This window comes from Butyrivibrio sp. AE3004 (assembly GCF_000703165.1).
Taxonomy (GTDB): Bacteria; Bacillota; Clostridia; order Lachnospirales; family Lachnospiraceae; genus Butyrivibrio.
Window position 1 is genome coordinate 1 of record NZ_JNLQ01000002.1, and the last position, 25,464, is coordinate 25,464.

The window sequence follows — 25,464 nt, forward strand, 5'->3', positions numbered from 1 at the left end:
CTGCCATTCTTTTCAGGAAGGATTGAAGGCTTCTCGCTGGAAGAGAATATTTCATATGATGCATGGTATCAGGGACGCTGGAGTGGGAAAATCCATTGGGATGCCTGGGACTGGAAAGGACAGGTTCTTCAGAACAAAGAGCTTGTTTATGGCAAGTTCTTTGAGAAAAAAGCTGGATTTATCAGTTTGAAACTATGGCCGGACTTCTGTAATTACCGCAGGGGATGGTTATGACTTTGATGCCAGATTTGATGACGGGCTTGCACCATATAAGGATAAAGATGTTGTGGATCTTATTTCTGGACAAGGAGCAATACTGACTCGGGAGATTAAGGACAGCTTGAATTATAAAAAGGGTGGAAACAAGGGATTTGAGACAGTGATCACCAGGCTTCAGATGCAGACATATGTTGTTGTGCCGGTAAATTATGAATACAGTAAGCGTAAGAATGGCGATGAATACGGCTGGGGCCAACTGCCGATATGATATAGCTGAAAACTACTGGGGCGACAAGCCTTGCAGATCAGCTTATAAGAGGAGTCCGGAGGAATCTTTGGACAGGAATAATAAAAACATATCAGAAAAGCATTACCAAAGATGGATGAGGATGTTCTTAGGAAATTACTAAAGGAATAGTAGAAGATAAGTGTTCTATAGCTTGGAAGCAATGTTGTGGAAGGTAAGGATTATGGGCGGAGATACTAAGACTAAAAGAAGGCTGCAGGATTTCATTAGATACGATTTTACATGAAGGCTATGAGATCTCAGGTAATTCCATAACTGCAAATGTGAGCATTGGGAAAATAGAGGATGTACTGATCCATTTTATAGCGATGCATGATGAACCTCTTTTCTTTATACTGGAAACTCCTGCCAAAGCAGAATGATGAAACAGGAAGTAAAGCCAGGCGTTGTAGAGTCGCTGCACAGAGATGTTTATTACATTGATGGCTGCTCCAGAGAAGAAGCGGTAGCCATTCTTGAGGGGATAGGTAGCCTTCTTTACAATGAACGGACTCTCCTCATTTGGCTTTGGAGGTCATAAGAGCTCAGATGAGATCATGTTTGGTAAATATAATGTTCTGCAGATATACAGCAGGGACATAAGCAGTTTTGATGGATTTTTGGAAGAACACAAGATAGAGCGGGTTGATAACCTTGTCACGGGATGGGATGTGATTTCCAAAGATAATCCCGGAATCTGCAGCCGGTACGAAGAAGAGGGCAAGTCAGTATTTGATATCCCTGGAAGAGTTTAAGGACTGGGGAATATATATGGCGGAGCAGAGGGAAGAATAATAGAATCCAGAGTATGGTTTTTAAAGCGTTACTGATGTGATAGGAACCAATGTTATCCAAAGGATTTAAAAGCGGAGGACGTACTGTATGAATCTAGGCACATGCCGTTTTGAGGGATTTTGCTACAAAGATGAAGCTTGTTTCCCATAAACAGGATAGAAGGCAAGCCAACAAGAGCAATAGAGGAAACAGAGCAACATTTCACATTAACAAGAGATGGCAGGATCTGGTTTTCGGGATACCGGGATGAAAATAATAAGCAGGAGAAGCTTCGTCAGTTCCAGGAAAAGATTTCACCTGAGGCTGCAAACTATTTCCTTGCCTGCATAGGATATGAACTGTCGCAGGCTGAAGTAGACTGGCCAGGCCCTAATGAATCATACTGGGATCTGGAACTCACTAATGAAAAAGATGATACATACAGGTATAAGAGGTTTGATGCCAACAACAGATAAGGCATTGCATGATATGTCCGATTGGCTCAGAAATGTGCTGGGTACAGACACTATTCTTGCATTTGATGGAGAGGCAAGATTTGCCATAACAGTAAGACCTGAAGAGAAGATATTTTGTTGCGGTAAAATCCATAATTGATCCGGACGAGGAACCTTACTGGTATTTCTATGAGGGCAACAATATAAATATCGGAGATCAGTTCCTTGCTCCATTTAGGAAAAGGCGAGCGATATTATAACGTTGAGGTTGTGGATATTGTTGTTGCTACTCCAGAGAACGGGCCTGTGCCATTAAGACAGCAGAAAAGGATGATGGTTTTGGAAGGCAGCATGAGATCCAAGCTGCCGGGCGAGTTCACTAACATGTTTAAAAAGATGAATGGATGGGATGTGAACTAAATGGGAAGAGTAGCGGGAGCAATCGTCGATGGTTGCTCCTTTTTTTAGTTAAAAAAAAATAGAAATAGTTTCACTGGCAGAACTTGAGCCTTATTATAAGCCCCAAGTTCATACATACGAGGCACGCGGAGTAGAAGATATTTTGCCTTACCGCTGATAACTGCAATGATTGAAGGCGATGATGATTATTCAGATACGTTATCGATTACAAATAAGGATAGCTTAAGACTGTTAAAAGCAGACATTATGAGACGCGCCAAATGTTATACAGAGCTTATTGAAGAATTCTCATCACAGAATTTTGTAGATGGTCGCTTAAATGATTACCTTCAATTTGAGTTGGAAAAAGCCAAACAAAGGGATAATAAATGCTATTGTACTGATGAGGTACCTGTCTCAAATTTAAGGCCTGTTAAAGAACGCTTTGAGAGTTAGCCTGGGTGAATTACCGTTGTTGTAATTAAAAAGTTGGATGAAAATACTGTGACACAATGTGTTGCAGTATTTTTTATTGTGCATCTATTAGACAAGTACAAGTTATAACCCACGTTGTTTGATAAGCTTATTATGGGTAAGAGCATTATCCGCCTTCACTTGTTGACACCGGCGCTTACGGAAATGGGGATTGATTACTTCATTTGGAACAGGAGGTGGTACGGTAAATTTCGAGAGGAAGGTGAATGGTTTTATTGGGGCAGCGTAATTAGAAGAATGTGAATCAAAGTGAGATTGTGAAATTGCAACGGGAACCAATGACATATATTGTGTTTCCGTTTTTTGTGTATATTCTGCTATATCCACGTGATGTTCAACAAACGTGTATCACTGTAATGATACTTAAATCTCATTAGAATGGTAATTCTCAATTCCTGACGCCGTTGTTAAAATACATTAGTGTAAGAGAGGATTCATTATGAATGACAACGATGTTAAGGAACTTGTTAACAGGATTAGGAATACGATCAAAAAAGAGGATATTCCTGCGGCAGAACTTGCCGAAAAAGCAGAAGTGAGTTACAACACTGCCAAGGATTTTCTTAACGGGAAGAAAGATCCCGATTTCAGGACAGTAATCCGTATGATCGATGCAGCTGATCTTGACATTTCAAAGGTTTTTGAAGCGACAACCATTCTTATAGAAACAGACAACCCTACGGAAGATTTTTATGTCAGAAAGTATAGAAGACTTGATGAGTATGGGAAGAGTGCTGTGAAGTATATTATCGACGCCTGTACATCGTATGAGAAAGAGAAGCAACGACTGGCAAGAAGGAAAAATAAAGAAGACAGCGCAGATGATTCAGAGCAGATATAGTTAAGAAGCTTGTTTTTTGGAGATTTTGGAGTTAGCAGCAACTAGTTTTTAAGACATCATAAGACCGGAGATAGCAGGAAACAACTGCTGTCCCCGGTTTTTTGATAGATTTTTTAGAGGGGATGTAACTGTTGTTTTTTCAATGGAGGGATATGAAAAAATGAGGAGGAAACGTATATCAGCGCATGCACTGGCAATTGAACTTTGCAGAAGGGAGAACATGTCATATAATAAAGTTCATGAGCATTCTTGTAAACTTCTAGAGAGGTACGCGAAGGGACAGAGTGATCCGCTGAGAGGAAACAAGTTCAGGAAAAAGACTTTTGGCTCTATTCAGCAGGAAAAGCAGAACATCAGAAGAAGGTACATCGAAATCATCAAAGGGAAAAAACCATATACTGATGAAGAATATGAGGACTTTGTTTGGGATGTGGTCACATCAAGATGGTTTATGGAAAAAGCAACTATGATACTGGACCTTATAGAGCTTCTTGTTGATGGTAGTGTCTCTGGAACAGACTATGATGTAGATTTTGATGCCCGTAACCAGGGGAAACAGATAAGACGGATATTGAAGGATCTATTTCTAAGAGGCGAAAACAATGTGAAGGACGGCAAGGCTATCTACGTAGGAATGGGAATATCCAGGGCAACATATTTTAGGAGACGCCCTGACGGAATTGTACTATTTGGAATTCTCATGTGGATATATGCCAAGAGGAGAGAAGAGGAAGATATCGAGGCAGGAATTGTTGACAGGCCTGAAGAAGATATTATAGATATGCCTATAAGTGAAGAGTTTGTATTTGTATAGAGCAGAAAAGCCCGGTTCGTAATGGACCGGGCTTTAACTATGCCAATTTATGTGAGACTTTCATGAGACTATCGTGAGACTTTCATGAGACTATCGTGAGATTTTTGTGAGATTTTCGTGAGACTTAATTGAGATTTATTTGAGATTTCAGTGAGACTAAATCCCGGTATTTATGTGCTAATATGTCCGTGTTTTGTTGAGAAAGGAGGAGACATGGCTTATGAAGGAAATGCCTGATAGGAAAGTCGGGGAGAGACTCAGGGTGCTCAGGATGAGTGAAGGCCTAACGCAAGAGGCGGTGGCAAAACTGTTCAATCTGTCCAGTGGCAGGATAATCTCGGCATATGAAACCGGGACAAGGCTTGTTCCGCTGGATCTGGTGGTCAAATATTCCGGTGAGTTTGATATTTCAACGGACTGGATACTGACAGGGCGAGATAGTACGAGCTGTAAGAATACTGCATAGTGCAGAGAAATACGGCAAAAAGAAGAGATATTCCGCATATCAGTGAACCTTCCGCCAGTAGTTTTTAGCTAAAATTATATATGTAGCCAAAAAACTGGGGAAACAGAAGTTATTTGTAGGAGGGGCAAGATGCTAGATCTTGAAAACATTGTGGAAGACTATCATGAAGCTTCCATCGAAAAACGGGTAGACATGATATTGCGGAATTTCTCAAACTTTGAAGCAATCGTTGACTGCTGCGAGAAAAACTTGAGCGTCACTATTAAGGAAGAAATTGATTACAACAGACGCGAGGAGCTGGGAAATCTCGGTGTAAGAGTTCAGACTTCAAACATCAGTAATCCCACACTAAGTGATGCAGCAAACAGGGAAGAAATTGAAAAGGCAATCCATAATGGTGAGTATTACAGAATACTCAGATGGACAGATGATTTCGAGAAGCACAGGACGCAGATCATCACATTGCAGAAAATGAGAAATGATTATTTCAGAGTCAGCAATGTGGTAAACTGCTTAGATCCGCAGAACAGAAGGATTTTTCGAAAGTATATTTCAAAGGAAGCTTCAGTGGAGACACTGGCGGAGGTTGAAAAACTCACACATGATTCTGTAAAGACCAGAATAAAAGAAGCTAGAAAAACAGTACGATCATGTGCGGGAAGGGAAATGAGAAATGGAATAGACTTCGCAGTACTGGAAAAAGCTGTTGCATGAATCTCGAATCGGAGTCATGATAGACTCGTGCCAGAGAGTCTTATGGATAAAGCCAACCCTATTTTCTATAAAGAAGAAATATTTCTAAAGAAGGGAGAAGCTTTTATGATGAATCAGAGAAGTAAAGTAGAGGAGACAAGGAACGCCTGCAAGCGCTTTTTCAAGTATCCGGAGGCAGAGGAGTACTTCGGTATGGAGCGTAAGACCATAAGGAGACTTGCGAAAGAATGTGGTGCATACCTTGAGTACAGCACAACTATGATCCGAATTGACGGACCGGTGCTGGAGGAATATTTACTGACATTCAGAAGATAATCATATAGGTAGAATAAGGGTTGGTTAATACGATTTAGTTCTTGCGGTGCGCTTTTCATAGAGTCATAATAGAATTGTGCCAGGGAGAATCTATGCGGATTAAGCCAGCCTTATTAATTGGAGGTAACATGGCTAAATCTGACACAAAGAGAGACTTTAGAGGTCGGCCTCTGAGAAAAGGAGAGCTGCAACGCAAATCTGACCTGCGATATCAGTACACCTACACAGATCCTTATGGTAATAGGAAATACATATATTCCAAAGATCTGATGGAACTGAGGCGCAAGGAGGATGAACTAAAGAGAGACCAGCTAGACGGGTTAGACATCTATGCTGCTGGAAGAGCTACTATCGATTTTACTTTTAACAGGTACATGTCAACGAGAAGTGATCTCAAGGGTTCAACACAGGCCAATTACTGGTATACGTATGATCGCTATATCAAGGATAACCTCGGATCCAAGAGAGTTGTTGACCTGAAACACTCAGACATTCTCCAGTTTTATTATTTCCTTATGAAGGAGAGAAATCTTTCGTATAACACACTGGAATCAGTGCATGGTATCATTCATCCGATTTTCGATCTTGCGGTGATGGATGATATAATAAGAAGGAATCCTTCCGATAAGATCATGGGTAAGATTGCAAAAAGAGAAGGAGTGGAGATTGTACCCAAAAAAGCTCTGACAGTTGAAGAGCAGAGAGCATTTAAGGAGTACGTTGCAAACAGTCCTATATACTATCATTGGTGGCCAATCTTCACGGTGCTTTTTGGTACCGGAATGAGAATCGGCGAATGCATCGGCCTAAGATGGGAAGACATTGATCTTGAGAAGAGAAGAATCAGCGTTAATCACAGTCTTTCATATTATACTGACAGGAAGACAGGTGAGTGCAGACTGAGAGTATCGACTCCCAAGACCAAGGCGGGTATCAGAACTATTCCGATGATGAGCTCTGTCAAGGATGCTTTCGAGGTCGAAAAAGAGTTACAGCTGGATGGCAATGGTCTCAACGCTACTGTGATAGATGGAATGAGTGGTTTCATCTTCCAGAACAGAGACGGAGGCTGCCTTACTGCAGCAGATATCAATCGGGCGATCAAGAGAATTTACACGGATCACAACGCAGAGGAAATTCTTAAGGCAAAGAAAGAAAAGAGAGAACCGATAATCATCCCTCATTTCACATGTCATATCTGCAGACATACTTTTGCTACAAGACTCTGTGAAGTTGAGGACAACCCCAAAGTAATCCAGTCGATCATGGGTCACAAGAGCGTGGTGACAACATTTGATGTCTATGCTGACTCATCCGACAGAAGAAACGAGGTGTCCTTCAACAAGTTAGTAGACAGATGGAATGATGCTTTTTAAAGAGCGACACTGTCTCTGATCATTTTTGACAACAATAAAATAGATCTGACAACACTTTGACAACAAATAGACGGTCAAACATGTCAAGTATAGGCTGAACCGGTCATGGTTTTGGAGAGCCGGAAATCAGGTATTTCCAAGACATTCCAGGTGGTGGAGGAATTTTAAATGAGATCCCGACACTAAAGCACATCGACTGAAAAAGCCAGTAACCATGCGGCTTCCAAGCATGGGATACGGATTTTGACAACAATTTGACAACACTTTGATGTCTAACGTGGCTAAAACTTACCAAGTTATGTCAGATAGACAAAAATGATCATAGAGAGACATAGGCTTACATTAAGTAATGAAAGCTGCTTTTTAGAAAGTAAAAATTTCTAAGAAGCAGCTTTTTTGTTTGGCTTTTTCTGAATGATTCTCTTCGGCACAAAAAATAAAAAGGAGAAAAATCATGGGAAAGAAAAAAGCAGACGAACCACATTTTGACATTAATAAGGACTACATGGCAGAAGATGAGCGAGACACAGAAACAAGAACCGTAATTCAGGAAAAACTTGTGGTAAGGACATTGAACAAGAAATTTTTAAGGTACCGAGATGCTGAGCTTGTTTACAGCCTGGAACACAAAAAGCTTCTTGAGATGGCTGATCAGTGCGGAGCCATTTACAGAAGAGATGGGATTGTCCTGATAAACAGGGATATTTTTGATGAATACCTTGAAAAATTCCATCAGCCTGCCGGTCTCTATCAGACAAATGGAAATAGAGAGAAAAAGGTATTAGAGGACAGGGAGGGTTGAGCATGTTTGGAACGATATGGATGTTCTCAGATCAGATAGATGATGAAGATATCCTGTTTGCACAGAGAAGTTTCATCACTATCAAAATGGCAATCTACTATTACCAGATGAGTTATAAATCAGTCACAAGGGCTGCTGACAGAGCCGGAGCAATTTACAAATTACATAAAAAGGTTCTTATCAAAAGATCAATCATTGAGGATTATCTCAGAAAAAACGGAAAAGACGGGAGGAAAAAAGTATGTGCAAAGTAATCGCAATCGCAAATCAGAAAGGTGGGGTAGCTAAGACCACAACCGCCATGAACCTTGGTATAGGTCTCGCAAATAAGGGACATAAGGTGCTCCTTATCGATAACGATCCCCAGGCAAGTCTTTCAATCTGCCTTGGCTATAGGGAACCAGATAATCTTGATGTCACTATTGTAGACGTGATCGAAAAGATTGTAAACGAGGAAGATATACCGGAAGGCTATGCAATCCTGCATCATAGTGAAAACCTTGACCTGCTTCCCTCAAATATCGGGCTTTCAGCTGCAGAGGTATCACTTGTTAATGTCATGAGCAGAGAACTTGTGCTCAGAGATTATATAGAACAGATAAAGAACCAATATTCATATGTCATAATCGACTGCATGCCATCACTTGGAGTAATGACAGTAAACGCACTTGCATGTGCTGATAGCTGCCTGATCCCATGTGCTGCAGCATTCCTCCCTGTAAAGGGACTCCAGGCACTTCTTAAAACGATTTATACCGTAAAGCGAAGGCTCAATTCAAAACTTGAAATAGAAGGAATTCTTTTAACCATGGTGGATAAGAGAACCAACTATGCAAAAGAGATAATAGCTGAGGTCAATGAAGTTTATGGAAAAACTCTGAGAGTACTTCCTGCAGAGATACCGCTTTCAATAAGAGCTACAGAGACTTCTGCAATGAGCAAGAGTATTTACGAGTATGACCCGAAGGGCAAGGTTGCCGGAGCATATATGGAACTTACAGATTTTGTTTCAAGTAATTCATAAGGGGGACTTCGATTATGGCTAAAAGAGAAAAGATACATTTTGAAACTGTAGATGAGCTTCTTGGGGCTCCAACATTTAAGGACGGTACAGAGGAAATAAAGATAGATAAGATCCATCCGTTCAAGGATCATCCTTTCAAGGTTATTGATGATGAGAAAATGTCAGAACTGGTTGAAAGCGTTAAGATAAACGGAATTCTTTCCCCTGTACTTGTCAGACCGGATAACAATGGTGGTTATGAAATGATTTCAGGACACAGAAGAATGCATGCAGCTGTGATAGCTGGGGTAGATACACTCCCGGCAATTGTAAAGGAACTGTCTGATGATGAAGCTGTAATAGCAATGGTCGATAGTAATGTCCAGCGAGAGGAAATACTTCCAAGTGAAAGGGCTTTTTCCTTAAAGATGAAAATGGATGTCATGAGAAGACAGGGTGCAAGGACAGATTTGACTTCCGCCACTGAGTGGCGAAAGTTGGATGAAGGTACTTCCGCCACTGAGCGGCGGAAGTTAAATGATGAATCCGCAGCTGATGGAACCCGTAAGAAAGAAGCTGCAGCCATTGCAGGTGAAGAATATGGAATGGGTAAAACACAAGTAAAAAAATATATCCGTCTTACAGAACTTCTTCCGGAATTATTGGATATGGTCGACGAAAAGAAAATCGCAATTGGTCTTGGGGCAGAGATTTCATATTTTGATAAGGATGTTCAAAGATGGGTTTATGAGTATCGTCTCGAAAATGGCTTCTTAAAACAGGAACAGATTGAAGCGCTGAAGAATCATCCCAATCTGGATAATCTCACGCAATATACAGTCATACAGGTTATGAATGCTGCATTGCCTGAACCTAAGATAAGCGGAAAAGTAGCTATCTCAGAAAAGAAGCTGAATAAATATTTTCCGTCACACATGCCAGCAAGAGAACGAGAAAGAATAATCCTTGAACTCTTGGCGCAGTGGAAAGAATCACAAAAGGAGGTACAGGATGAAACTTGATTATCATTACGGCAGGCAGGCCATGCAATATGCCATGGTTGAGATACCACTACTTATGTTTTTGGATGATGCATTTGAGTCCTTATCTATAGAAGCGAAAGTTGTTTATGGAATTTTGCTTCAGAGAATAAAGATGGCAGTCAGAAATGGGTGGAGAGATGAATTGGGAAGACTCTACGTAATATACCCGTTGGAACAGATGCATAAGGATATAGGGCTCTCTACAAGAACAATCAGTGCGGCATTAAAACAGTTGGAGGAGATAGGGATCCTTGATATAGAAACAAGAGGACAGGGTATGCCCAATCTGTACTACGTTAAGAATTTCATCTACAAGGATGAAGATAATGGTTCCAGAGGTGCAAAAATTGCATCTCTGGATAAAGGAAGGGGATAAAAAGGGGAAATGAAATTTGAGTATTTTAACGGAAAAGAGCCTGCTTCAAATTGCTTTATAGTCTTACCGAAAGCACTTCAACATGATCCGGAACTAAAAAAGCTATCTTCAAATGCTAAGGTTCTATATGGAATTATGCTGGATAGGATGAAATTATCAGCTATAAATAATCAGATCGATAAAGATGGTAAAACCTTCATATATTTCTCTATTGAGAGTATTCAGGAGGAGCTTAATGTGGGCAGAAATACAGCTTTTAAAGTCTTGGAAGAGCTTGATACGGACAATGGAATCGGGCTTATAGAACGTGTGAAGTGTGGCCAGGGAAGGCAATCTCGAATTTATGTCATGAGAATAGTTGAGGCAAAATACGATTACTCTGCAGATGAATATGAAAACGAAGATACTGTTCCAGTTCAGAAGTTTATTAATAGGGGATTCAGAAGAAAAAACGGAAGTTTCAGAATCCCAAAATGTAAACTTCAAGAAGTTTATAAATGGGACTTCTAGAAGTTTAAATTCTAACACTCTAGAAGTTTATAATCGGGACCCTAATAAGAATATTATTAATAAAAATAAAATTAATAATAATAATCTTATCCATATCTATCCAAGTAATACTAAGGCTTCGACGATTGATGGGGATGGGATGTGACTCTGATGAAACAGCTACAAGATTGTATGTCAGGGAAGACATAGGGACTGATTCTATCTGCAGTGCATATCCGCATTGGGAAAGCAAAGTACGTGGACTTGAGGATCTGATTGTTGATGTGCTTACTTCAAGACGCAGCACAATCACAATCGCTGGAGAAGAAAGAGAGCTGAATGTAGTTAAAGGTCGCTTTATGAAGCTTAACAGATTCCAGCTTGAAACAGTGATAGAGAACTGGTCTAAGCTCAAAAAGACACCAAATAATTCTAGGGCATACCTTCTTGCAATGCTGTTTAATGTGTCCGGGACAGCAGATATGCAGTTTGAGGCTGAATGCAATGAGGGTGCACAGAGTAATTATCAAAAGGTGGCTGACAATAACAATGCGGATTATGAAGATTTTATGGAGGGGTAAAAATGTTTGTTTTAAAGCTTTTACTGAAAATCATATTGTTACCGGTATTCTTGATGGTATGCTTCATCAGGACATGGGTGGAACTGCTTTCAAGGATCGGCTGCGTTATCCTGGGGCTATTTTACCTTGCGATGCTTGTAATAATCATCATGTATGTCAGCAAGCAGATGTGGGGGGCAGTAGCCATTTCTGTTGGTATGTCATTCGGAGCATTCCTCATAACTTTTGCTGCTGTTGCAGTTGGAATGGCGCTTGAAGGAATTGGCGATAAAATCAGCGAAATACTGGCATCATAAGTGATATAATCGAATGGAAGTGTTATTTTTCGTAGCACGCTGACTTCATATACATGAGGTCTGGGGCATTAGCGCAGTTGGGAGCGCATCACACTGGCAGTGTGAGGGTCACGGGAGCAAGTCCCACTTTGCGCGCCACTCCGGAGATTCATTGTATGAAGAAATATCATAATCTCTTGAACCAGTTTATGTAATTCTTATACTCTGACTTCAGACAAATACAGTAGAAGTCCATCTGTGCATCTTTATCAGAAAATGGAACAGAAAATCTGTTGTGACGCATTCCAAGAACGCGATTGGTTAGGTCAGTCGAGAAGGCAGGAAGGACGAAGTCTCTGCGACTTCCATAAGGATTCTGTTCCCGATTGAAGAAGAAACTTCGACTTTGGCATATGTTTTCGGACGATGGCATCCCATACTCCGACTTCAGATACCATGAGAAAACTTTCACCATCCATTTGCTTGAACGTGATGGAGCTTTCATATGCAAGTTTATGCTCCGGTATTAGTGATGCACAAAGGTGTTCTGAGCCGCAGTGCTGGGAATGATAAAGCTCACCTTCAAGCTGATGGTTGAGTATTATCATCTGATATGTTTTGTTATTAATCCCTGTAATAAGGGTTTCTTCATCTGTCATCTCTGTTGATAATGCCATATTAGAAAATGTCGTTGATAGTCTTGGCATCAGCTCAAGAAGCGGACCAGGTGCACAGGATCCTACAGTTATGGTCTTGCTTCTTCTGTCAGAAAGACGTACCTGTTCTTCCATGGCCTCATGCATGTGAAGAATATCTTCTGCATATTCTGCAGCTACCTTACCTGTATCATTAAGATACAGTCTTTTTTTCTCCCTCTCAAAAAGCTTTACTCCAAACTCGTCCTCGAGCTTGCTCATGGATCTGGTAAGTGTAGGCTGCGTAAGATGAAGTGCTTCTGCTGCTTCGGATAATGTTCTGTGATTCTTAAAAGCTACAAGATGCTCCAAAAGATATGTCTCGATCATGATATACTCCCAATGATTAATATACGCAACAAGTATATTATAATACGAAAGTTCAATTTTACACAGCTGAATATACGGGGTATCATCAAAACATAGAACATAAACATCGCATATAAAACAGGAGGCGGTTTAAATGAAGACACTTGTAGCGTATTTCTCATGGAGCGGAAATACAGAGAAGATTGCCAAACGGATTGTGGCGAAGACCGGAGCCGATATGTTCAGGATCGAGCGAAAGGTACCCTACAGTGAAGATTACAACACCTGTGCATATAGAGAGGCAAAGGAAGAGATAGAAAAGAAGATAAGACCGGAGATAAAGACACCTCTTCCGGATGTGGAAAAATACGACAGCTTGATTCTGGCATTTCCTATCTGGTGGTACACATCACCGCTTCCTGTATGGAGATTTTTGGAATCCTATCCGGACTGGAAAGGAAAAAGATTTATCTTTTTGCGAACTCTTATACAGATGATCATAACTACATGACCACATCACTTAAGGATGCAAAAGCGTCAGCAAGAAATGCGGATGTTGTTGCAGGACTATTTAACAAGGAAATAGAAGGGCTGGATGAATGGCTCAAACAGAATAATTTCAGATAAGAAGGAGGATTTCTATTATGGAGTACATTACACTTAACACAGGAGCAAAGATGCCACTTGAGGGATTCGGAGTATTTCAGATTCCGGACTTAAAAGAATGCGAAGAGGTAGTTTATAACGCTATCAAGACTGGATACCGTCTTATCGATACTGCAGCCGCGTATGCAAATGAAGAAGCTGTTGGAAAAGCAGTTGCCCGTGCTATTTCTGATGGTCTGACCACAAGGGAAGAGCTTTTCATAACCACCAAAGTGTGGGTAAACGACATGAAGAGTGAGGAAGCTGCTTATGAAGCTGTAAAGACATCGCTTGGCAAGATGGAACTCGATTATGCAGACCTCATTCTCCTTCATCAGCCAATGGGTGATTACTTCGCAGCTTACCGCGGGATCACAAAGGCATACAAGGAAGGTCTGGCAAAGGCTATAGGTGTAGCAAATTTCTATCCTGCTATTCTTACAAACCTCTGCGAGACAGTAGAAGTAATTCCGGCTGTAAATCAGGTAGAGCTTCATCCCTTCTTTGCACAGGAAGCAGCAATTGAGAATATGAAGGCTTATGGCGTTGTTCCTCAGGCCTGGGGACCTCTTGCAGAAGGAAAACATGGGATTTTCACAGATCCTGTTCTTACAGAGATTGGAAAGAAGTATGATAAGAGTGCAGCTCAGGTTGCTTTGAAGTGGAATGCCCAGCGAGGTGTTTCCATCATCCCCAAGTCAGTGCATGTGGAGAGAATGGAACAGAACATCGATATCTGGGATTTTGAACTCACTGATGAAGAGATGGCTAAGGTGGCTGCAAAGGATCTGGGACACAGCGAGATCGTAAACCATGATAGTCCTGAGTTTGTGAAGTTCGTACTGAATCTGCATTGATTGGAGAGGGAGGTTTTTTATGAAGGTACTTATCATTAACGGAAGCCCCAGAGTGGGCGGAAACACAAGTATTGCTCTTGATGAAATGGTAAAGGTGTTTGAATCAGAAGGCATAGAGACGGAAGTTGTTTTTGTCGGAAACAAGGATATCAGGGGCTGCATTGCATGCCGCGCATGTGCCGAAAAAGGCAAGTGTGTATTTAATGATGTGGTAAATGAACTTGCTCCGAAATTTGAGGAGGCTGACGGTCTGGTAGTGGCATCACCAGTTTATTTTGCATCAGCTAATGGTACGCTTATCTCATGTCTTGACAGACTTTTCTTCAGCACTCATTTTGACAAGACAATGAAAGTAGGAGCATCAGTAGCTATAGCAAGACGTGGTGGCTGTTCTGCTACATATGATGAACTCAATAAGTATTTCACAATCAGTGGAATGCCTGTTGCATCAAGCCAGTACTGGAACAGTGTTCATGGCAGAGAAAAGGGAGAGGCGGAGCAGGATCTGGAAGGTCTTCAGACCATGCGAACGCTTGCAAGAAACATGACTTTCCTTATGAAGAGCATCGCTCTTGGAAAAGAAAAGTATGGACTTCCTGAGAAGGAAGAACATCAGTGGACACATTTCATTAGGTAGAAAGTTATACTATCGGAATTAAACTGTCTAGTGGTGGTGAGGGAATGGGAGGTTCAAGTTTCCGTATGCGCACCAATTTATCTTATGGCAGTTTTTTCAGTGTGTTCTCAAAGACATATACGCAGATATCTGCCATATGCTCTTCGCTTTCATGCATCCCGTCCCTGAACCAACTGATAAGTATCTGGAAAAAAGCTGCTTCTGAAGCGAGCCTGATGTACTTTGTCTCGGTATCTGTTGCAGGGTAGAGAAGCTCTGAAATGGATCTTCCGGAAAAGAGTTCACGCTGTAATATACCTGCCTGATCAAATAAGGTAATGGTTTCCTTATCCTCACGGACAGTTCTAAAAACATCTTCAAACCACCGATGAGGGTTCTCGTGAAACTCTGGTTTTTCGCTGATATCAGCAATCCTTTTTATAAGTTTGTTTCCCAGTTCATGCAAAATATCTTCTTTGTCTGCATAGTTACGGTAGAATGCCGTTCTTGACACTCCGGCACGACGCACGATCTCGCTGACGGTGATTTTTTCATATGGGTGTTCTCCCATAAGGTGCATCAGCGCAAGCTGAAGACATTCTCTTGTCAGCTGGTTAGATTCTTTATTATTCATCCGCAGAACATCTTTTTTCTGCATTTCTGTCAAAGGTTCTTTTGTGGTAGTCATATTTCTTTTCCTCGCTGTTACAAAATGTACGATTATGTAACATCGCTCCAAATGGTATTGCTACTGTCATGTCCGAGCTCAGAGCCGTTGTATTCGTCTTTTGGCGGAGTTACACTTGTAACATCAGAATGATTGTAACACTACATGGGGAGGCAAAACAAGTATGCAGGTTATAGAAACTATTTCTCACAAGGCACAGAGACAGGCATTCAGTATTTTGATAGACAGATTTCTTGCAAATCTGGATAAGTCTGAGAACAGAACAGCAACATACTTAAAGCTCGTGGACCAGGCAGAGAAATTTTGGGGGAAAGATGCCACAAGAAAAGAAAAGCTTGATCAGGTAAGGAATGCTTTTAAGGATCCCGATAACAGATGGGTCAAGTTTCTGAATAAAGTAGTTGATGAGACAGATCCTCATGTTGCCAAGATGACAATGCTCAACCTTGGTTATGAGGCCTTTTTCAGAGGCACTAAGATGATAAGGGCTAACAGGGAAAAGTATGGCTGCAATATACCATGGCTTATTCTCTTTGATCCAACAAGTGCCTGCAACATGCACTGTCAGGGCTGCTGGTCCGGAACCTACGGCCCCAAGCACAATCTTTCTTTTGAAGACATGGATAAGATCGTTACCCAGGGAAAAGAGCTGGGTGTTTACCTTTACATGATGACAGGAGGTGAGCCTCTTGTCAGAAAGAAGGATGTGCTCCGCCTTGCTGAAAAGCACAATGATGTAGAGTTTTCTATTTTTGATAACTCCACTTTAATCGACGAGGACTTCTGCAAGGAAGTAGTAAGGCTTGGAAACATCACGTTCCAGCTTTCTATCGAAGGTACTCCGGATACTAATGATGCAAGACGTGGAATTGGTCACTACGATGCTGTTATGAAAGCCATGGACCTGTTTAAGAAATACGGAATTGTATATGGCACTTCCATCTGCTATACAAGGAATAATATCGATGCAGTAACTGATCCTAAATTCATCGAGTTCATAGCTGAAAAAAGCGCAAGATTCGGATTCTTCTTCCACTACATGCCGGTTGGTAACAATGCTGTTCCAGAGCTTATGCCAACAGTAGAGCAGAGAAAAAAGATGGTGGAACAGATCAGGTTCCTTAGAAGTGATAAGTGCGATATCGGATTCTTCCCAATGGATTTCCAAAATGACGGGGAAGCTGTTGGTGGCTGTATCGCTGGCGGAAGAAACTACTTCCACATCAATTCAAGCGGAGATGCTGAGCCCTGCGTATTTGTCCACTTCTCCAACACCAATATCCATACTCACTCAATCCTTGAGATGCTAAAGAGCCCTCTTTTCATGGAATATCATAAGGGACAGCCCTTTAATAAGAATCATTTAAGGCCATGTCCTATGCTTGAAAATCCCGAGCTTCTTAGAGAGATGGTAGCAAGATCCGGAGCCCATGGCACCAATGAAGAATCAGAAGAAAGCGTTGAACACCTCTGCGCAAAATGTGATAATTATTCAAAAGAGTGGGGACCTGTAGCTGATGATATCTGGGCTCACCAGAAGCACTACAGAAAATCTTACGAGAACTATGCAAAAGAAAATATAGAAAGCGCAGAAAAACTGGAATTTCCTGATGTTAAGGAATCCAAGAAGAAAGAGAACAGAGGCGCATAATTGCCTGGGGGAAAATAATGATAAAAATTCTGTCAGATAGTACCTGTGATCTGTCACCGGAATTGATTCAAAAATACGACATCGGTATAATCCCGCTATATGTAAGACTCGGGGATGTGGAATATCTCGATGGCGTCAATATTTCTCCCGAACAGATCCATAAATGGTCTGATGAACATGGAGAAACGCTCAAGACAGCAGCGGCCAGCATTGAGGATATTTCCAAATACCTGGATCCGTCAGAAACAGATGAATACGTTATTTTCACGATATCATCTTCAATGTCGGCAAACTTTAACAATGTCAGACTTGCTGCAGAAGATCTTGGCATGTCTGACAGAGTTCATGTTATTGATTCTGCAAATCTTTCCACAGGTATCGGACTATTGGTAGTGTATGCTGCAGAGCTGGCAAAAGAAGGAAAGACAGCAAAAGAAATAGCAAGCGAGATAGAGAAAACCAAAGATAAAGTTCGTGCAAGCTTTGTGATAGATACCCTTGTTTATCTACATAGGGGCGGTCGCTGTTCTGGCCTTGCTGCCTTCTTTGGAACAGCGTTGAAGATCCATCCGCGTATCGCTGTATCTGACGGGGCCATGCATCCGGAAAAGAAATATCGCGGATCAAGCAGACGCTATGTACTTGATTATGTCAGGGACATGGAAGCTGACCTGAAAAATGCCAGACCGGAGCGCGTATTTATAACCCATTCCGGATGCGACAGGAAAGTGGTTGAATCTGTGAGAGAATATCTGGGTAGTCTTGGCGTGTTCAAAGAAATCCTTGAGACCCGCGCAGGAAGTGTTGTTTCGTCGCACTGTGGTCCGGGAACACTAGGGGTGCTGTTTATTGCCAAATGATAAGAAAGATATTTCGCTTATTAAATGGTTCAGTGGTGCTACGGGAATTCAGGGAGAAGGCAGCAAGATATGGGACTTCAAGCTTTATGGAGATATAATTAGGAATCCTAATGAGACTGACCCCAACAGCGAAAATGCGTATGTAGAACTGGTATATTCTGACAGATTCCAGCCTATTCAATTTGTTGAAAAGGAATGAGGTTATGGTATCAAGAATTGAAACTACATGTGAAAGAAATATAAAATTGTTGCCTACTATATTGATATTTGCCACCCCACATGTTATATTTTAATTGCCAGATGAGCGTGCTCATCTTTATGGAGATAAGGAGCTTCTCCCACTGGTTCTGACAGTGTAAAAACTCGAACTCCGAGATGGCTTAATGTAGCGCGTGTCGTTATCAGGAGACCATCAAAACCTTTTACGGATAGGTTAATCCGTGCCGCGAGGCAAGATGGCGGGCATCTATAAAATCAGAAAACTAGAGCAAAACCAAGTCCGATTGGATTTACCAACCGGGCTTTTTGCTTTGATTTGGGGTAAATAATGGCAAGAAAAAGGATTACGACAACCTCTTGGAATTATAACAGCATAAAAATCAAGTCGGATGAAGAAATAAAAGAACTGCTTTGTAAATCTGCTAACGCGTACTCTCTGATCTGTGATAAAGAGGTAATGTTCATTTATAGGAAAAACTCTGACGATGCAGAGTATAAGTATTACATTGCAAATTGCAAGAAGGAGAATTTTATCCATCTGGTCGGATGTAGGGTAAATAACTACGTTAGCGCTGAGGCTTTTTATGAGGAATGTCTTAATCATATGGAAAAGCCTATAGAAAAAGAGCACATCACATATAAAGAGAGTAAGAAGACTACATCAGCCAAACTGGAAGTCTTTCCCTCCATGTTCGACTATAAGGGCGTTAAGGCATACAGGATGGGTGTGCATAATAAGATAACCATTAAGAATACTTTTGAAATGGCAATGGGAAACAACAAGGGAGTCCTTGGCTTTGACAAGAGGAAAGAAGGCATGATTCCTGTTCCTGTTACTATGCTAAATGGCATAATAGGTGATTATGCAACAGATTACTTCAATGTTATTGCGGTGCTGGTAAAGGATAGCTCTGAAAAGAGATTCAGGCAAGTAGTGGGATGTGTGACAAAAGGTATTGCGGTCTCAGATCTTCCACCAGCAATTAGAGATAAGATAGACTTTTCCGATGAGGAGAGGATTACAAAGCCAGTTTAACTGCGAGATTAGAATATATAGTTTATGGATTATGATGCCGAAATATACAGTAGATAAAGGACTTCCGGATATCAATGGATTGAAACATCCATGGTATCCGGATTTTTTATCTATGTGACCAATAGAGATTTGTGTGAGCAGTTTTATATGGATTGTGACGCATGAATTATTATCTTTGGTATAATGGCATAAATGAATTCCGTATGAAGCTGCGGAAAGGAGATTTATATGTATCAGCAGCTTCATGACAACAGAATAACAGCATTATATTGCAGACTCAGTCGAGATGATGGCTTTTATGAGGACAGCTGTAGCATAGTGTCACAGAAATCATTGCTTGAAAAATATGCCGGGGATCAGGGATTTGGCAATTGCCAGTTCTTTGTTGATGATGGATATACCGGAACAAATTATGACAGGCCTGACTTTCAGAGGCTTATACGCCTGGTGGAAAGTGGAGATGTAGGGATCATCATTGTAAAAGATCTTTCAAGACTCGGAAGGGAGTATCTTCAGACAGGTTATTATACTGAGGTGGCTTTTCCATCACATGATGTCCGCTTTATTGCAATCAATGATGGTATTGACTCTGCGAATGGAGAAAATGAATTTGCGCCGTTCAAGAATATCATAAATGAGTGGTATGCAAGGGATATCAGCAGAAAGATAAAGACCATCAGAAGGATTAGCGCTGAACACGGAGAGTACGTGAATGGACGCCCGCCTTATGGGTATATAAAAGATCCTGAACAGCATAATCATCTTATGCCAGATCCGAACAATGCTCCTGTGGTAAAACGCATCTTTGATATGTGTGTCAGCGGCAAGGGGTGTACGGAAATAGCTAGGACTCTGAAAACGGAAGAAATTCCACGTCCGAGTTCTTATCATCTTGATAAGGATGGCATAAACAAGTCGGATCCGGATGATGAGGAACGTTTTGAGTGGTGCCAGAGGTCTGTACGCGATATCCTGATGAACCCCGTGTACATAGGGCACCTGTTCTCGTTAAGGGAAACCAAGAGGTCTTTTAAGGATAAGCGTCCGGTAAAAATCCCGGAAGAACAGTGGGTAAAATGCTATAACAACCATGAAGCAATCGTCACAGAGGAAGTATTTCGCATCGCCCAGAGCAGGGTGGCCGTTAGAAAGCCAAGGAATCCTGCATCATCAAGGAATATTTACAGGGGACTAATTTTCTGTGCAGATTGCGGTAGTAGGATGCATTTTATCATCAGAAGACCACCTCATAAGGGAATCGGGTATTATGTATGCGGCTTTGCCAAAAGAAAAGGCGTGGGTTGTGGCTGTTCCCAGCACTACATTACGATTGAGCAGATTGAAGAATTGCTGTTAAAAGATATTAACAGAATACTTACCTGGATTACCGAAGACAAGGATGGTTTTGAAAAGTATGTAGAGAGCCTGTCTGCAGCGGAGAAAGAAAAGACCAGAAATGACAGCAGAGCTGAGCTTGATGAAGCAATCAAGAGGATTTATGAACTGAATATCATCATCAAAAGGCTCTATGAAGACCGGGCACTGGGAGTAATCTCTACAGATCGTTACAAAATCCTTGTTTCAGATTATGAGGCTGAGAGCACTGCTCTTGACGAAAAAGTAAGAAATCTCAAGGAAAACATCGTTAAAAACAGCAGCAAGAGAAAGGATACAGAGAGCTTCATCAACCTGATCAGCTCCTGTGGAGAGATTACAGAAATGGATGCAGATATCGCTCACAATCTGATAGATAAGATCCTTGTGCATGAAAAAGAGTCTGAAGGTAATCGGGTGATAATGAGGGTTGAAGTGCATTATAGGTTTATCGGATGCATCGATAAAGCACTTATGATACCCAAGACCAAAGGTCGCATAAAACGTGCGGTTTAAGTAAAAAAGAAAATGGTGCGCAACAGGAAACTTGAGGGTTCAAGTCCCGTATGCTCCATTCTCTAAAAACATGTAGCGATAAATAAAAAAGAGAAAGCTACTATACCAGTCAATATCACAGCGGATATTATGCCGGTAGCTTTCTCTTTTACGGTCTCAAGATCCATATAACGGTTGTTAAACCTGATTGTGTCTACAATCTTAGGTGAAGATTTCCCAATGAAAGCTTTGCTTATAGAATTATTCTTGCTCATAGATTCTTCCTCCCGTAAAGAACATTAAAGATTTATAAAAAATACAACATCTAGTGTTCTTTTATGAGAGTATACACCATATATATTAAAACTTTATAAAATAAGAGGGAAATATTTATAAGAAAAAATAAATAACAAACGCTATATGTTGTATGTGAAATAGATCCAATATACAATATAAGGTAGAAACAGCCAATCAAAGTGTTCATATTCATAGGAGGCAGTGATGATAACTGAGTTCCCAAGAAGGATAACTATTGACGGATTTGTTTATGAGAAGCAGAGCGCACATGATGAGGCGATGTATTATGATTCCAAGGATAACCCTTCGGAGATTACAAGTCACTCAATCAGCCTGTATCCAAATGGGGAACTGACCTATTTCTGGCAGGGGATAGAGCAGAAATGGAATAAACATTTTGAAGTTGTGAAAGAATTGGCTAACTGACATCAAGTAATAAGTTAATAATAAACACAAAGCGGACTCTGGAATCAATGATTAGTTGGTTTCAGAGTCCGTTTGTGTAATGAAAATTTGCGATTAATAGTGTCAACTTCAGTGTATAGCATGTAGAAACGTTTGTGAAGCAGGGGGATAGCAAACAGAGTCATTATAATTTGTGTAGCCTTTTCTTATAATTTTTTGTATTCTTCTTTTATTTCCTCATGATTCATTTTTGTGAGTTTATCAATCTTAAGTTGTAGAATGGCTGATGCTTGTTTCTGAGTGATATTCAGGGCACTAATGAGGGTTTTCTTTGCATCTCTTGTGGTTTTCGAGGTTTTAATAATTCGGACAACCGTGTCTATGTTATCTAGTGCTATTAAATAAGCTTCCAGTGTTTGTAATCTGCTTTTTTTTCGTTTTATTCCCTGTTCAAGCTGAATGGCAGCGTATTCTTCGGTTGTGTAATATATTGGTTGTCCTAAATTATAATCGAAAACATATACATAACCTTCTTTTTCATAGGGATCCTCGATCATAGAAGCCTCCTAAATATTTTTCATTTTTTATACAAATATTCTTACAAAATAAATGTACAAAAAAATGTACATATAATGTGATAAATTATAATCAGTAGATTCCTAAAATAGCAGTTGAAATTGGTATGAGGAGCAATTTATATGTATGCGACTGGAAATAAAAAAATGCTAAATATGCTTATTCTTGAGGTTTTACGAAAATATTCTGATGAAGAACATGCACTTTCGCAGCAGGAAATTATAAAACTTTTGGATAAGAACTATGGAATGGAGTGTGACAGACGTTCGGTAAAAAATAACATTATATCTCTTAAAGAAATGGGATATGACATTTCTATGGATAAAGGATATCGGTTGCTCGAGAGAGAATTTGACGAGTCGGAGCTACGTATCCTGATAGACAGTGTGCTTTTTTCAAAGTCAATATCTACTAAGCAAGCAAGGGGACTAATAGACAAAATCAGGAGTCTTGCAAGTAATTATTTTAATGCTAAGGTATCTCACGTGAGTAATCTTCCGGAGCTGAACAGGACTATAAACAAACAGGCAATGTACGCACTTGATGCTATAAATGATGCTATTTCTGAAAAACGGAAGATTGAATTTGTATATAACGAGGTTGGTATAGATTTCAAATTACATCCAAAACGAGAGGAATTGTATAAGGTAAATCCATATCAGATAGTAGCTAATAATGGCAGATTCTACCTTATTGCTAACTATGATAAGTATGATAATGTTGCTCATTTTAGAATAGATAAGATGACAGAGGTTAGGATTCTTGATGAAAAAATTAAACCCATGAGTCAAGTGCCAGAACTGGAAAATGGATTAAATCTTCCCAAGCACATGGCTGAGCATTTATACATGTTTAGTGGAGAAAGCGTTTCCGCTGAAATAAAAACCACATCTGATATGATGTCGGAACTAGTGGATTGGTTCGGAACAGATTTTAGTATTGTGAGTAGAACGGAAGAATCAATGCTTATTAGGGTTAGATGTAATACGTCGGCGTTACGGTTTTGGGCTCTTCAATATGGACCTTATGTAGAAGTGATCAGGCCTGAATCACTTAGAAAGCAGCTGCAGAAAGATACGGAAACAATGTATGCCAAGTATCATAATTGAGGTAGACTTATGAATCCAGAAGTACAGTTTATAGAAATCTTAAGCAAAGCGGGTGGGGAGGACTTGTTTATTGAAAATGATGATGGAACATTAGACACAGTTGTCCATACTGGTAGGATGCTTGAAGCATTTGAAATGGCTGTTGAATTTGAAAATGAAATAGTGTCTATTACAACATCTGCTTTTCTATGTGTTAATGAAAGTAGTAGAAGTAATATGAATATACTGATATCCAGTATGAATGAAATGTGTTCTCATGGAAGATTTTATATTTCTGAAGAAAAGAAGATTTCGTTTTGTTTGAGATTAACACTTAATTATTTGGAATGTCTTGATAACCCTTTTGATGCAGTGTTTTACGGGTGTGAATTATTTGAAAGGAACCAAGTGGCTATACTTAAAGTGCTATCAGGGCAGTCAGTTATGTTAACACGAATCAAGGGCGTATGAGAAAAACAATAATATAAACATAGAAGTTTATGTTTTTTTTATATATGGATTTGACTTATTTGCTGGGGAAATGGGGCATAATATTGGTAACATGTTTTTGAATGTACCAATACCGTTAGCAGGGAAAAATCATCATGTTTTGAGAATGAATTATGCAGATTCTGTGATTTAGAGGTATATATATGGATTGTCCTTCTAAAAAAATACTTACCGCTATGCTGGATAAGCTGGAAGACTTAAAAGTGGTCGACGATGCATCTAGAAATAAAATGAACATTATAAGCATTCTCGGAAAAGAAACGGATGAGCTTATAATGTGCAAAATTCTGTGGGGAATCTTGAATTACAAGATTGGTAGTAAATGCGTTTATGTCGAAAGCTTTGCAAAACAGGTATTAGGGATAGACATAAGTGATGGAAGCTTTCGTTCAGCAAAAGTGTATCGAGAGTATTGTATTCCCAATAGCAATCGTAGAATAGATATTGTTATAAAGACTCCAAAAGTCTTTGTGCCAATTGAAGCAAAAATATACGCTGATGATCAAGAAAATCAGTGTGCTGATTATTTAGACTATACAAAGAATTATTATGATGATGGTAAGCAAGCAACGCTGTTCTATCTAACAATAAATGGAAACAAGCCTTCATATAGAAGCCTTTCCTGGAATAAGAGTTTGTTGAAAGATATACGGCTTATTTCGTGGTTTGATATTTTGTCTTGGTTGGAAGGAGTTAATTGTCCGGATTCAGAATCTGAAGATATCATTAGGCAGTATTGTAAAGCGTTAGAGGCTTTATTAAATCGCAAAAGAGGTGAAATTGAGATGAAAATTGATGAAATGATAGATTCACCAGATTGCATGAGAGCAGCTATTGAAATCGAAAAATCCTTAAATCGGAAGAAAACAGCGTTGTTACATTCGTTATTTGAGGACATTATTGATAAAGTGGACAATGAAACAAATTTAGATTATGACCCTTTACTGAATGAACCATGGGACTATAGAAAGAGCGTGGATGATTACTATTCAAGGCGCTTAAGCTCATCTACATATCCGGCCCTAACGTACAATATGGGATTATTGGATAAACTGGAAGATGGGACAGAGTATTATTTTATTTTGAGATTTGAGATAGAGTGGAGAGCTTATGTAGGATTTGCCATTATGCGTAGAAGTGAAGATGGTGAATTGTTTACAGAGGATAATCCGTCAGAACTGCTTATTTCAAAAGCAAAAGCGCTTGTATTTGAGCCTGATAAGCTAGAGCATGAAAAAGGATGGTGGCTATATTGGGAATATGTCACATCAAATAACCAGGAGATAATAGATAATGAGCCAGATTTTAGAACAATGAATGAGGCTTATTTATCTTTATATGATACAAATGGAAAGGAAGCGTTTGTTGAACAAGTAATCCAGACCTTGAAAAAATTCAAATCTAGTGTGAAGTCCTAGGA

38 protein-coding genes are annotated in these 25,464 nt (G+C 40.1%); 33 read left to right on the plus strand and 5 right to left on the minus strand.

Features of this window, described 5'->3' with window-relative positions; translation table 11 throughout:
• The 21 genes from BV60_RS23410 to BV60_RS0102290 all read left to right on the plus strand — a co-directional run.
• Positions 1-234, plus strand: a 234-nt coding sequence (locus tag BV60_RS23410) for an AlkZ-related protein (RefSeq protein ID WP_330376169.1), incomplete at its 5' end; no start/stop codon positions are given.
• Positions 212-487, plus strand: a complete 276-nt coding sequence (locus BV60_RS21555; RefSeq protein ID WP_442856310.1) for an AlkZ-related protein — start codon at positions 212-214, stop codon at positions 485-487. The genes BV60_RS23410 and BV60_RS21555, both read left to right, overlap by 23 nt.
• 521 nt (positions 488-1,008) lie before the next feature.
• Positions 1,009-1,260 (plus strand): hypothetical protein, encoded by a 252-nt coding sequence (locus BV60_RS23415; RefSeq protein WP_051656457.1) that lies wholly within the window; start codon positions 1,009-1,011, stop codon positions 1,258-1,260.
• A 177-nt stretch (positions 1,261-1,437) separates the two neighbouring features.
• Positions 1,438-1,755, plus strand: coding sequence for a hypothetical protein (locus tag BV60_RS0102205; RefSeq protein ID WP_029319185.1), 318 nt, complete (start codon positions 1,438-1,440; stop codon positions 1,753-1,755).
• Positions 1,739-1,894, plus strand: coding sequence for a hypothetical protein (locus BV60_RS22960; protein WP_156035917.1), 156 nt, complete (start codon positions 1,739-1,741; stop codon positions 1,892-1,894). The genes BV60_RS0102205 and BV60_RS22960 overlap by 17 nt, the downstream gene beginning before the upstream one ends.
• Positions 1,895-1,959: 65 nt before the next feature.
• Positions 1,960-2,154 (plus strand): hypothetical protein, encoded by a 195-nt coding sequence (locus tag BV60_RS0102215; RefSeq protein WP_029319186.1) that lies wholly within the window; start codon positions 1,960-1,962, stop codon positions 2,152-2,154.
• A 165-nt stretch (positions 2,155-2,319) separates the two neighbouring features.
• Complete coding sequence (locus BV60_RS0102220) at positions 2,320-2,589, plus strand: hypothetical protein (protein ID WP_029319187.1); 270 nt, start codon at positions 2,320-2,322, stop codon at positions 2,587-2,589.
• Positions 2,590-3,067: 478 nt separating this feature from the next.
• Positions 3,068-3,469 (plus strand): helix-turn-helix domain-containing protein, encoded by a 402-nt coding sequence (locus tag BV60_RS0102225; RefSeq protein ID WP_029319188.1) that lies wholly within the window; start codon positions 3,068-3,070, stop codon positions 3,467-3,469.
• A 160-nt stretch (positions 3,470-3,629) separates the two neighbouring features.
• Positions 3,630-4,283 (plus strand): hypothetical protein, encoded by a 654-nt coding sequence (locus tag BV60_RS0102230; protein ID WP_156035918.1) that lies wholly within the window; start codon positions 3,630-3,632, stop codon positions 4,281-4,283.
• A gap of 229 nt (positions 4,284-4,512) precedes the next feature.
• Entirely contained in the window at positions 4,513-4,749 is a 237-nt protein-coding gene (locus tag BV60_RS0102235) for a helix-turn-helix domain-containing protein (RefSeq protein WP_255358140.1), read from the plus strand.
• A gap of 129 nt (positions 4,750-4,878) precedes the next feature.
• Entirely contained in the window at positions 4,879-5,463 is a 585-nt protein-coding gene (locus tag BV60_RS0102240) for a hypothetical protein (RefSeq protein ID WP_029319191.1), read from the plus strand.
• Between the two features lie 42 nt (positions 5,464-5,505).
• A complete protein-coding gene (locus tag BV60_RS0102245; RefSeq protein ID WP_029319192.1) occupies positions 5,506-5,778 on the plus strand; it encodes a DUF6462 family protein in 273 nt (90 codons plus the stop codon).
• A 128-nt stretch (positions 5,779-5,906) separates the two neighbouring features.
• Positions 5,907-7,154: a site-specific integrase gene (locus BV60_RS0102250; protein ID WP_029319193.1), complete on the plus strand. Its 1,248-nt coding sequence runs from the start codon at positions 5,907-5,909 to the stop codon at positions 7,152-7,154.
• Positions 7,155-7,608: 454 nt separating this feature from the next.
• Positions 7,609-7,956: a DUF6462 family protein gene (locus tag BV60_RS0102255; protein WP_330376171.1), complete on the plus strand. Its 348-nt coding sequence runs from the start codon at positions 7,609-7,611 to the stop codon at positions 7,954-7,956.
• Positions 7,957-7,958: 2 nt separating this feature from the next.
• Positions 7,959-8,210, plus strand: a complete 252-nt coding sequence (locus tag BV60_RS0102260) for a DUF6462 family protein (protein WP_029319195.1) — start codon at positions 7,959-7,961, stop codon at positions 8,208-8,210.
• Positions 8,198-8,980 (plus strand): ParA family protein, encoded by a 783-nt coding sequence (locus tag BV60_RS0102265; protein ID WP_029319196.1) that lies wholly within the window; start codon positions 8,198-8,200, stop codon positions 8,978-8,980. The genes BV60_RS0102260 and BV60_RS0102265 overlap by 13 nt, the downstream gene beginning before the upstream one ends.
• Before the next feature lie 14 nt (positions 8,981-8,994).
• A complete protein-coding gene (locus BV60_RS0102270; RefSeq protein ID WP_029319198.1) occupies positions 8,995-9,981 on the plus strand; it encodes a ParB/RepB/Spo0J family partition protein in 987 nt (328 codons plus the stop codon).
• On the plus strand, positions 9,971-10,378 hold the full coding sequence (locus BV60_RS0102275; protein ID WP_051656458.1) for a replication initiator protein A: 408 nt from the start codon (positions 9,971-9,973) through the stop codon (positions 10,376-10,378). The genes BV60_RS0102270 and BV60_RS0102275 overlap by 11 nt, the downstream gene beginning before the upstream one ends.
• Positions 10,379-10,387: 9 nt before the next feature.
• Positions 10,388-10,888 carry a replication initiator protein A gene (locus BV60_RS20755; protein ID WP_051656459.1) on the plus strand — a complete coding sequence of 167 codons (501 nt, stop codon included), beginning with the start codon at positions 10,388-10,390 and terminating at the stop codon, positions 10,886-10,888.
• Positions 10,889-11,016: 128 nt separating this feature from the next.
• Positions 11,017-11,448 (plus strand): DUF6017 domain-containing protein, encoded by a 432-nt coding sequence (locus tag BV60_RS0102285; protein ID WP_156035919.1) that lies wholly within the window; start codon positions 11,017-11,019, stop codon positions 11,446-11,448.
• Positions 11,449-11,450: 2 nt separating this feature from the next.
• The gene (locus tag BV60_RS0102290; RefSeq protein ID WP_029319204.1) at positions 11,451-11,744 is read left to right on the plus strand and encodes a hypothetical protein; all 294 of its coding nucleotides are present in this window, start codon (positions 11,451-11,453) and stop codon (positions 11,742-11,744) included.
• Positions 11,745-12,049: 305 nt separating this feature from the next.
• Here BV60_RS0102290 and BV60_RS20760 read toward each other — a convergent pair whose 3' ends face one another.
• Positions 12,050-12,748, minus strand: a complete 699-nt coding sequence (locus tag BV60_RS20760; protein ID WP_051656460.1) for a LysR family transcriptional regulator — start codon at positions 12,746-12,748, stop codon at positions 12,050-12,052.
• 133 nt (positions 12,749-12,881) lie between these two features.
• On the opposite strand from BV60_RS20760, the gene BV60_RS20765 reads away from it, so the two are divergent.
• The 3 genes from BV60_RS20765 (at position 12,882) to BV60_RS0102310 (ending at position 14,866) form a co-directional block, all read left to right on the plus strand.
• Complete coding sequence (locus BV60_RS20765; RefSeq protein ID WP_051656461.1) at positions 12,882-13,238, plus strand: flavodoxin; 357 nt, start codon at positions 12,882-12,884, stop codon at positions 13,236-13,238.
• A 133-nt stretch (positions 13,239-13,371) separates the two neighbouring features.
• Positions 13,372-14,229: an aldo/keto reductase gene (locus BV60_RS0102305; protein WP_029319205.1), complete on the plus strand. Its 858-nt coding sequence runs from the start codon at positions 13,372-13,374 to the stop codon at positions 14,227-14,229.
• Positions 14,230-14,248: 19 nt separating this feature from the next.
• Positions 14,249-14,866 carry a flavodoxin family protein gene (locus BV60_RS0102310; RefSeq protein ID WP_029319207.1) on the plus strand — a complete coding sequence of 206 codons (618 nt, stop codon included), beginning with the start codon at positions 14,249-14,251 and terminating at the stop codon, positions 14,864-14,866.
• 82 nt (positions 14,867-14,948) lie between these two features.
• On the opposite strand, the gene BV60_RS0102315 is transcribed toward BV60_RS0102310, so the two are convergent.
• On the minus strand, positions 14,949-15,479 hold the full coding sequence (locus BV60_RS0102315) for a TetR/AcrR family transcriptional regulator (protein ID WP_197029509.1): 531 nt from the start codon (positions 15,477-15,479) through the stop codon (positions 14,949-14,951).
• On the minus strand, positions 15,472-15,603 hold the full coding sequence (locus tag BV60_RS23995) for a hypothetical protein (protein WP_255358081.1): 132 nt from the start codon (positions 15,601-15,603) through the stop codon (positions 15,472-15,474). The genes BV60_RS0102315 and BV60_RS23995 overlap by 8 nt, the downstream gene beginning before the upstream one ends.
• Before the next feature lie 93 nt (positions 15,604-15,696).
• On the opposite strand from BV60_RS23995, the gene BV60_RS0102320 reads away from it, so the two are divergent.
• The 5 genes from BV60_RS0102320 (at position 15,697) to BV60_RS20770 (ending at position 21,189) form a co-directional block, all read left to right on the plus strand.
• Positions 15,697-17,184, plus strand: a complete 1,488-nt coding sequence (locus BV60_RS0102320) for a radical SAM protein (protein WP_035777023.1) — start codon at positions 15,697-15,699, stop codon at positions 17,182-17,184.
• A 17-nt stretch (positions 17,185-17,201) separates the two neighbouring features.
• Entirely contained in the window at positions 17,202-18,044 is an 843-nt protein-coding gene (locus tag BV60_RS0102325; RefSeq protein ID WP_029319211.1) for a DegV family protein, read from the plus strand.
• Positions 18,034-18,243, plus strand: coding sequence for a hypothetical protein (locus tag BV60_RS0102330; protein ID WP_029319213.1), 210 nt, complete (start codon positions 18,034-18,036; stop codon positions 18,241-18,243). Before BV60_RS0102325 ends, BV60_RS0102330 begins: the two co-directional genes overlap by 11 nt.
• Positions 18,244-18,591: 348 nt before the next feature.
• Positions 18,592-19,299: a PBECR4 domain-containing protein gene (locus tag BV60_RS0102335; protein ID WP_029319215.1), complete on the plus strand. Its 708-nt coding sequence runs from the start codon at positions 18,592-18,594 to the stop codon at positions 19,297-19,299.
• A 228-nt stretch (positions 19,300-19,527) separates the two neighbouring features.
• Positions 19,528-21,189, plus strand: coding sequence for a recombinase family protein (locus BV60_RS20770; protein ID WP_051656462.1), 1,662 nt, complete (start codon positions 19,528-19,530; stop codon positions 21,187-21,189).
• Between the two features lie 62 nt (positions 21,190-21,251).
• Here BV60_RS20770 and BV60_RS0102345 read toward each other — a convergent pair whose 3' ends face one another.
• Positions 21,252-21,443, minus strand: coding sequence for a hypothetical protein (locus BV60_RS0102345; protein WP_029319217.1), 192 nt, complete (start codon positions 21,441-21,443; stop codon positions 21,252-21,254).
• 226 nt (positions 21,444-21,669) lie between these two features.
• On the opposite strand from BV60_RS0102345, the gene BV60_RS0102350 reads away from it, so the two are divergent.
• Positions 21,670-21,891, plus strand: a complete 222-nt coding sequence (locus BV60_RS0102350; protein WP_029319219.1) for a hypothetical protein — start codon at positions 21,670-21,672, stop codon at positions 21,889-21,891.
• Between the two features lie 185 nt (positions 21,892-22,076).
• On the opposite strand, the gene BV60_RS0102355 is transcribed toward BV60_RS0102350, so the two are convergent.
• Entirely contained in the window at positions 22,077-22,427 is a 351-nt protein-coding gene (locus BV60_RS0102355) for a DNA gyrase subunit A (protein WP_029319221.1), read from the minus strand.
• A 141-nt stretch (positions 22,428-22,568) separates the two neighbouring features.
• On the opposite strand from BV60_RS0102355, the gene BV60_RS0102360 reads away from it, so the two are divergent.
• From BV60_RS0102360 to BV60_RS21565, 3 genes are all read left to right on the plus strand, one after another.
• Positions 22,569-23,555, plus strand: coding sequence for a helix-turn-helix transcriptional regulator (locus tag BV60_RS0102360; protein ID WP_029319222.1), 987 nt, complete (start codon positions 22,569-22,571; stop codon positions 23,553-23,555).
• A gap of 9 nt (positions 23,556-23,564) precedes the next feature.
• Entirely contained in the window at positions 23,565-24,005 is a 441-nt protein-coding gene (locus tag BV60_RS0102365; RefSeq protein ID WP_029319224.1) for a hypothetical protein, read from the plus strand.
• 182 nt (positions 24,006-24,187) lie between these two features.
• The gene (locus tag BV60_RS21565) at positions 24,188-25,462 is read left to right on the plus strand and encodes a PDDEXK-like family protein (RefSeq protein WP_029319226.1); all 1,275 of its coding nucleotides are present in this window, start codon (positions 24,188-24,190) and stop codon (positions 25,460-25,462) included.
• The last annotated feature ends 2 nt before the right edge of the window (positions 25,463-25,464 follow it).

What these genes read in the sequence shown, in the direction of transcription:
- BV60_RS23415 (WP_051656457.1), top strand. Translation starts at nt 1,009, where the DNA reads ATGAACGGACTCTCCTCATTTGGCTTTGGAGGTCATAAGAGCTCAGAT.
- BV60_RS22960 (WP_156035917.1), top strand. Translation starts at nt 1,739, where the DNA reads ATGCCAACAACAGATAAGGCATTGCATGATATGTCCGATTGGCTCAGA.
- BV60_RS0102220 (WP_029319187.1), top strand. Translation starts at nt 2,320, where the DNA reads ATGATTGAAGGCGATGATGATTATTCAGATACGTTATCGATTACAAAT.
- BV60_RS0102225 (WP_029319188.1), top strand. Translation starts at nt 3,068, where the DNA reads ATGAATGACAACGATGTTAAGGAACTTGTTAACAGGATTAGGAATACG.
- BV60_RS0102230 (WP_156035918.1), top strand. Translation starts at nt 3,630, where the DNA reads ATGAGGAGGAAACGTATATCAGCGCATGCACTGGCAATTGAACTTTGC.
- BV60_RS0102235 (WP_255358140.1), top strand. Translation starts at nt 4,513, where the DNA reads ATGCCTGATAGGAAAGTCGGGGAGAGACTCAGGGTGCTCAGGATGAGT.
- BV60_RS0102240 (WP_029319191.1), top strand. Translation starts at nt 4,879, where the DNA reads ATGCTAGATCTTGAAAACATTGTGGAAGACTATCATGAAGCTTCCATC.
- BV60_RS0102245 (WP_029319192.1), top strand. Translation starts at nt 5,506, where the DNA reads ATGGATAAAGCCAACCCTATTTTCTATAAAGAAGAAATATTTCTAAAG.
- BV60_RS0102250 (WP_029319193.1), top strand. Translation starts at nt 5,907, where the DNA reads ATGGCTAAATCTGACACAAAGAGAGACTTTAGAGGTCGGCCTCTGAGA.
- BV60_RS0102255 (WP_330376171.1), top strand. Translation starts at nt 7,609, where the DNA reads ATGGGAAAGAAAAAAGCAGACGAACCACATTTTGACATTAATAAGGAC.
- BV60_RS0102260 (WP_029319195.1), top strand. Translation starts at nt 7,959, where the DNA reads ATGTTTGGAACGATATGGATGTTCTCAGATCAGATAGATGATGAAGAT.
- BV60_RS0102265 (WP_029319196.1), top strand. Translation starts at nt 8,198, where the DNA reads ATGTGCAAAGTAATCGCAATCGCAAATCAGAAAGGTGGGGTAGCTAAG.
- BV60_RS0102270 (WP_029319198.1), top strand. Translation starts at nt 8,995, where the DNA reads ATGGCTAAAAGAGAAAAGATACATTTTGAAACTGTAGATGAGCTTCTT.
- BV60_RS0102275 (WP_051656458.1), top strand. Translation starts at nt 9,971, where the DNA reads ATGAAACTTGATTATCATTACGGCAGGCAGGCCATGCAATATGCCATG.
- BV60_RS20755 (WP_051656459.1), top strand. Translation starts at nt 10,388, where the DNA reads ATGAAATTTGAGTATTTTAACGGAAAAGAGCCTGCTTCAAATTGCTTT.
- BV60_RS0102285 (WP_156035919.1), top strand. Translation starts at nt 11,017, where the DNA reads ATGGGGATGGGATGTGACTCTGATGAAACAGCTACAAGATTGTATGTC.
- BV60_RS0102290 (WP_029319204.1), top strand. Translation starts at nt 11,451, where the DNA reads ATGTTTGTTTTAAAGCTTTTACTGAAAATCATATTGTTACCGGTATTC.
- BV60_RS20760 (WP_051656460.1), bottom strand. Translation starts at nt 12,748, where the DNA reads ATGATCGAGACATATCTTTTGGAGCATCTTGTAGCTTTTAAGAATCAC.
- BV60_RS20765 (WP_051656461.1), top strand. Translation starts at nt 12,882, where the DNA reads ATGAAGACACTTGTAGCGTATTTCTCATGGAGCGGAAATACAGAGAAG.
- BV60_RS0102305 (WP_029319205.1), top strand. Translation starts at nt 13,372, where the DNA reads ATGGAGTACATTACACTTAACACAGGAGCAAAGATGCCACTTGAGGGA.
- BV60_RS0102310 (WP_029319207.1), top strand. Translation starts at nt 14,249, where the DNA reads ATGAAGGTACTTATCATTAACGGAAGCCCCAGAGTGGGCGGAAACACA.
- BV60_RS0102315 (WP_197029509.1), bottom strand. Translation starts at nt 15,479, where the DNA reads ATGAATAATAAAGAATCTAACCAGCTGACAAGAGAATGTCTTCAGCTT.
- BV60_RS23995 (WP_255358081.1), bottom strand. Translation starts at nt 15,603, where the DNA reads ATGACAGTAGCAATACCATTTGGAGCGATGTTACATAATCGTACATTT.
- BV60_RS0102320 (WP_035777023.1), top strand. Translation starts at nt 15,697, where the DNA reads ATGCAGGTTATAGAAACTATTTCTCACAAGGCACAGAGACAGGCATTC.
- BV60_RS0102325 (WP_029319211.1), top strand. Translation starts at nt 17,202, where the DNA reads ATGATAAAAATTCTGTCAGATAGTACCTGTGATCTGTCACCGGAATTG.
- BV60_RS0102335 (WP_029319215.1), top strand. Translation starts at nt 18,592, where the DNA reads ATGGCAAGAAAAAGGATTACGACAACCTCTTGGAATTATAACAGCATA.
- BV60_RS20770 (WP_051656462.1), top strand. Translation starts at nt 19,528, where the DNA reads ATGTATCAGCAGCTTCATGACAACAGAATAACAGCATTATATTGCAGA.
- BV60_RS0102345 (WP_029319217.1), bottom strand. Translation starts at nt 21,443, where the DNA reads ATGAGCAAGAATAATTCTATAAGCAAAGCTTTCATTGGGAAATCTTCA.
- BV60_RS0102350 (WP_029319219.1), top strand. Translation starts at nt 21,670, where the DNA reads ATGATAACTGAGTTCCCAAGAAGGATAACTATTGACGGATTTGTTTAT.
- BV60_RS0102355 (WP_029319221.1), bottom strand. Translation starts at nt 22,427, where the DNA reads ATGATCGAGGATCCCTATGAAAAAGAAGGTTATGTATATGTTTTCGAT.
- BV60_RS0102360 (WP_029319222.1), top strand. Translation starts at nt 22,569, where the DNA reads ATGTATGCGACTGGAAATAAAAAAATGCTAAATATGCTTATTCTTGAG.
- BV60_RS0102365 (WP_029319224.1), top strand. Translation starts at nt 23,565, where the DNA reads ATGAATCCAGAAGTACAGTTTATAGAAATCTTAAGCAAAGCGGGTGGG.
- BV60_RS21565 (WP_029319226.1), top strand. Translation starts at nt 24,188, where the DNA reads ATGGATTGTCCTTCTAAAAAAATACTTACCGCTATGCTGGATAAGCTG.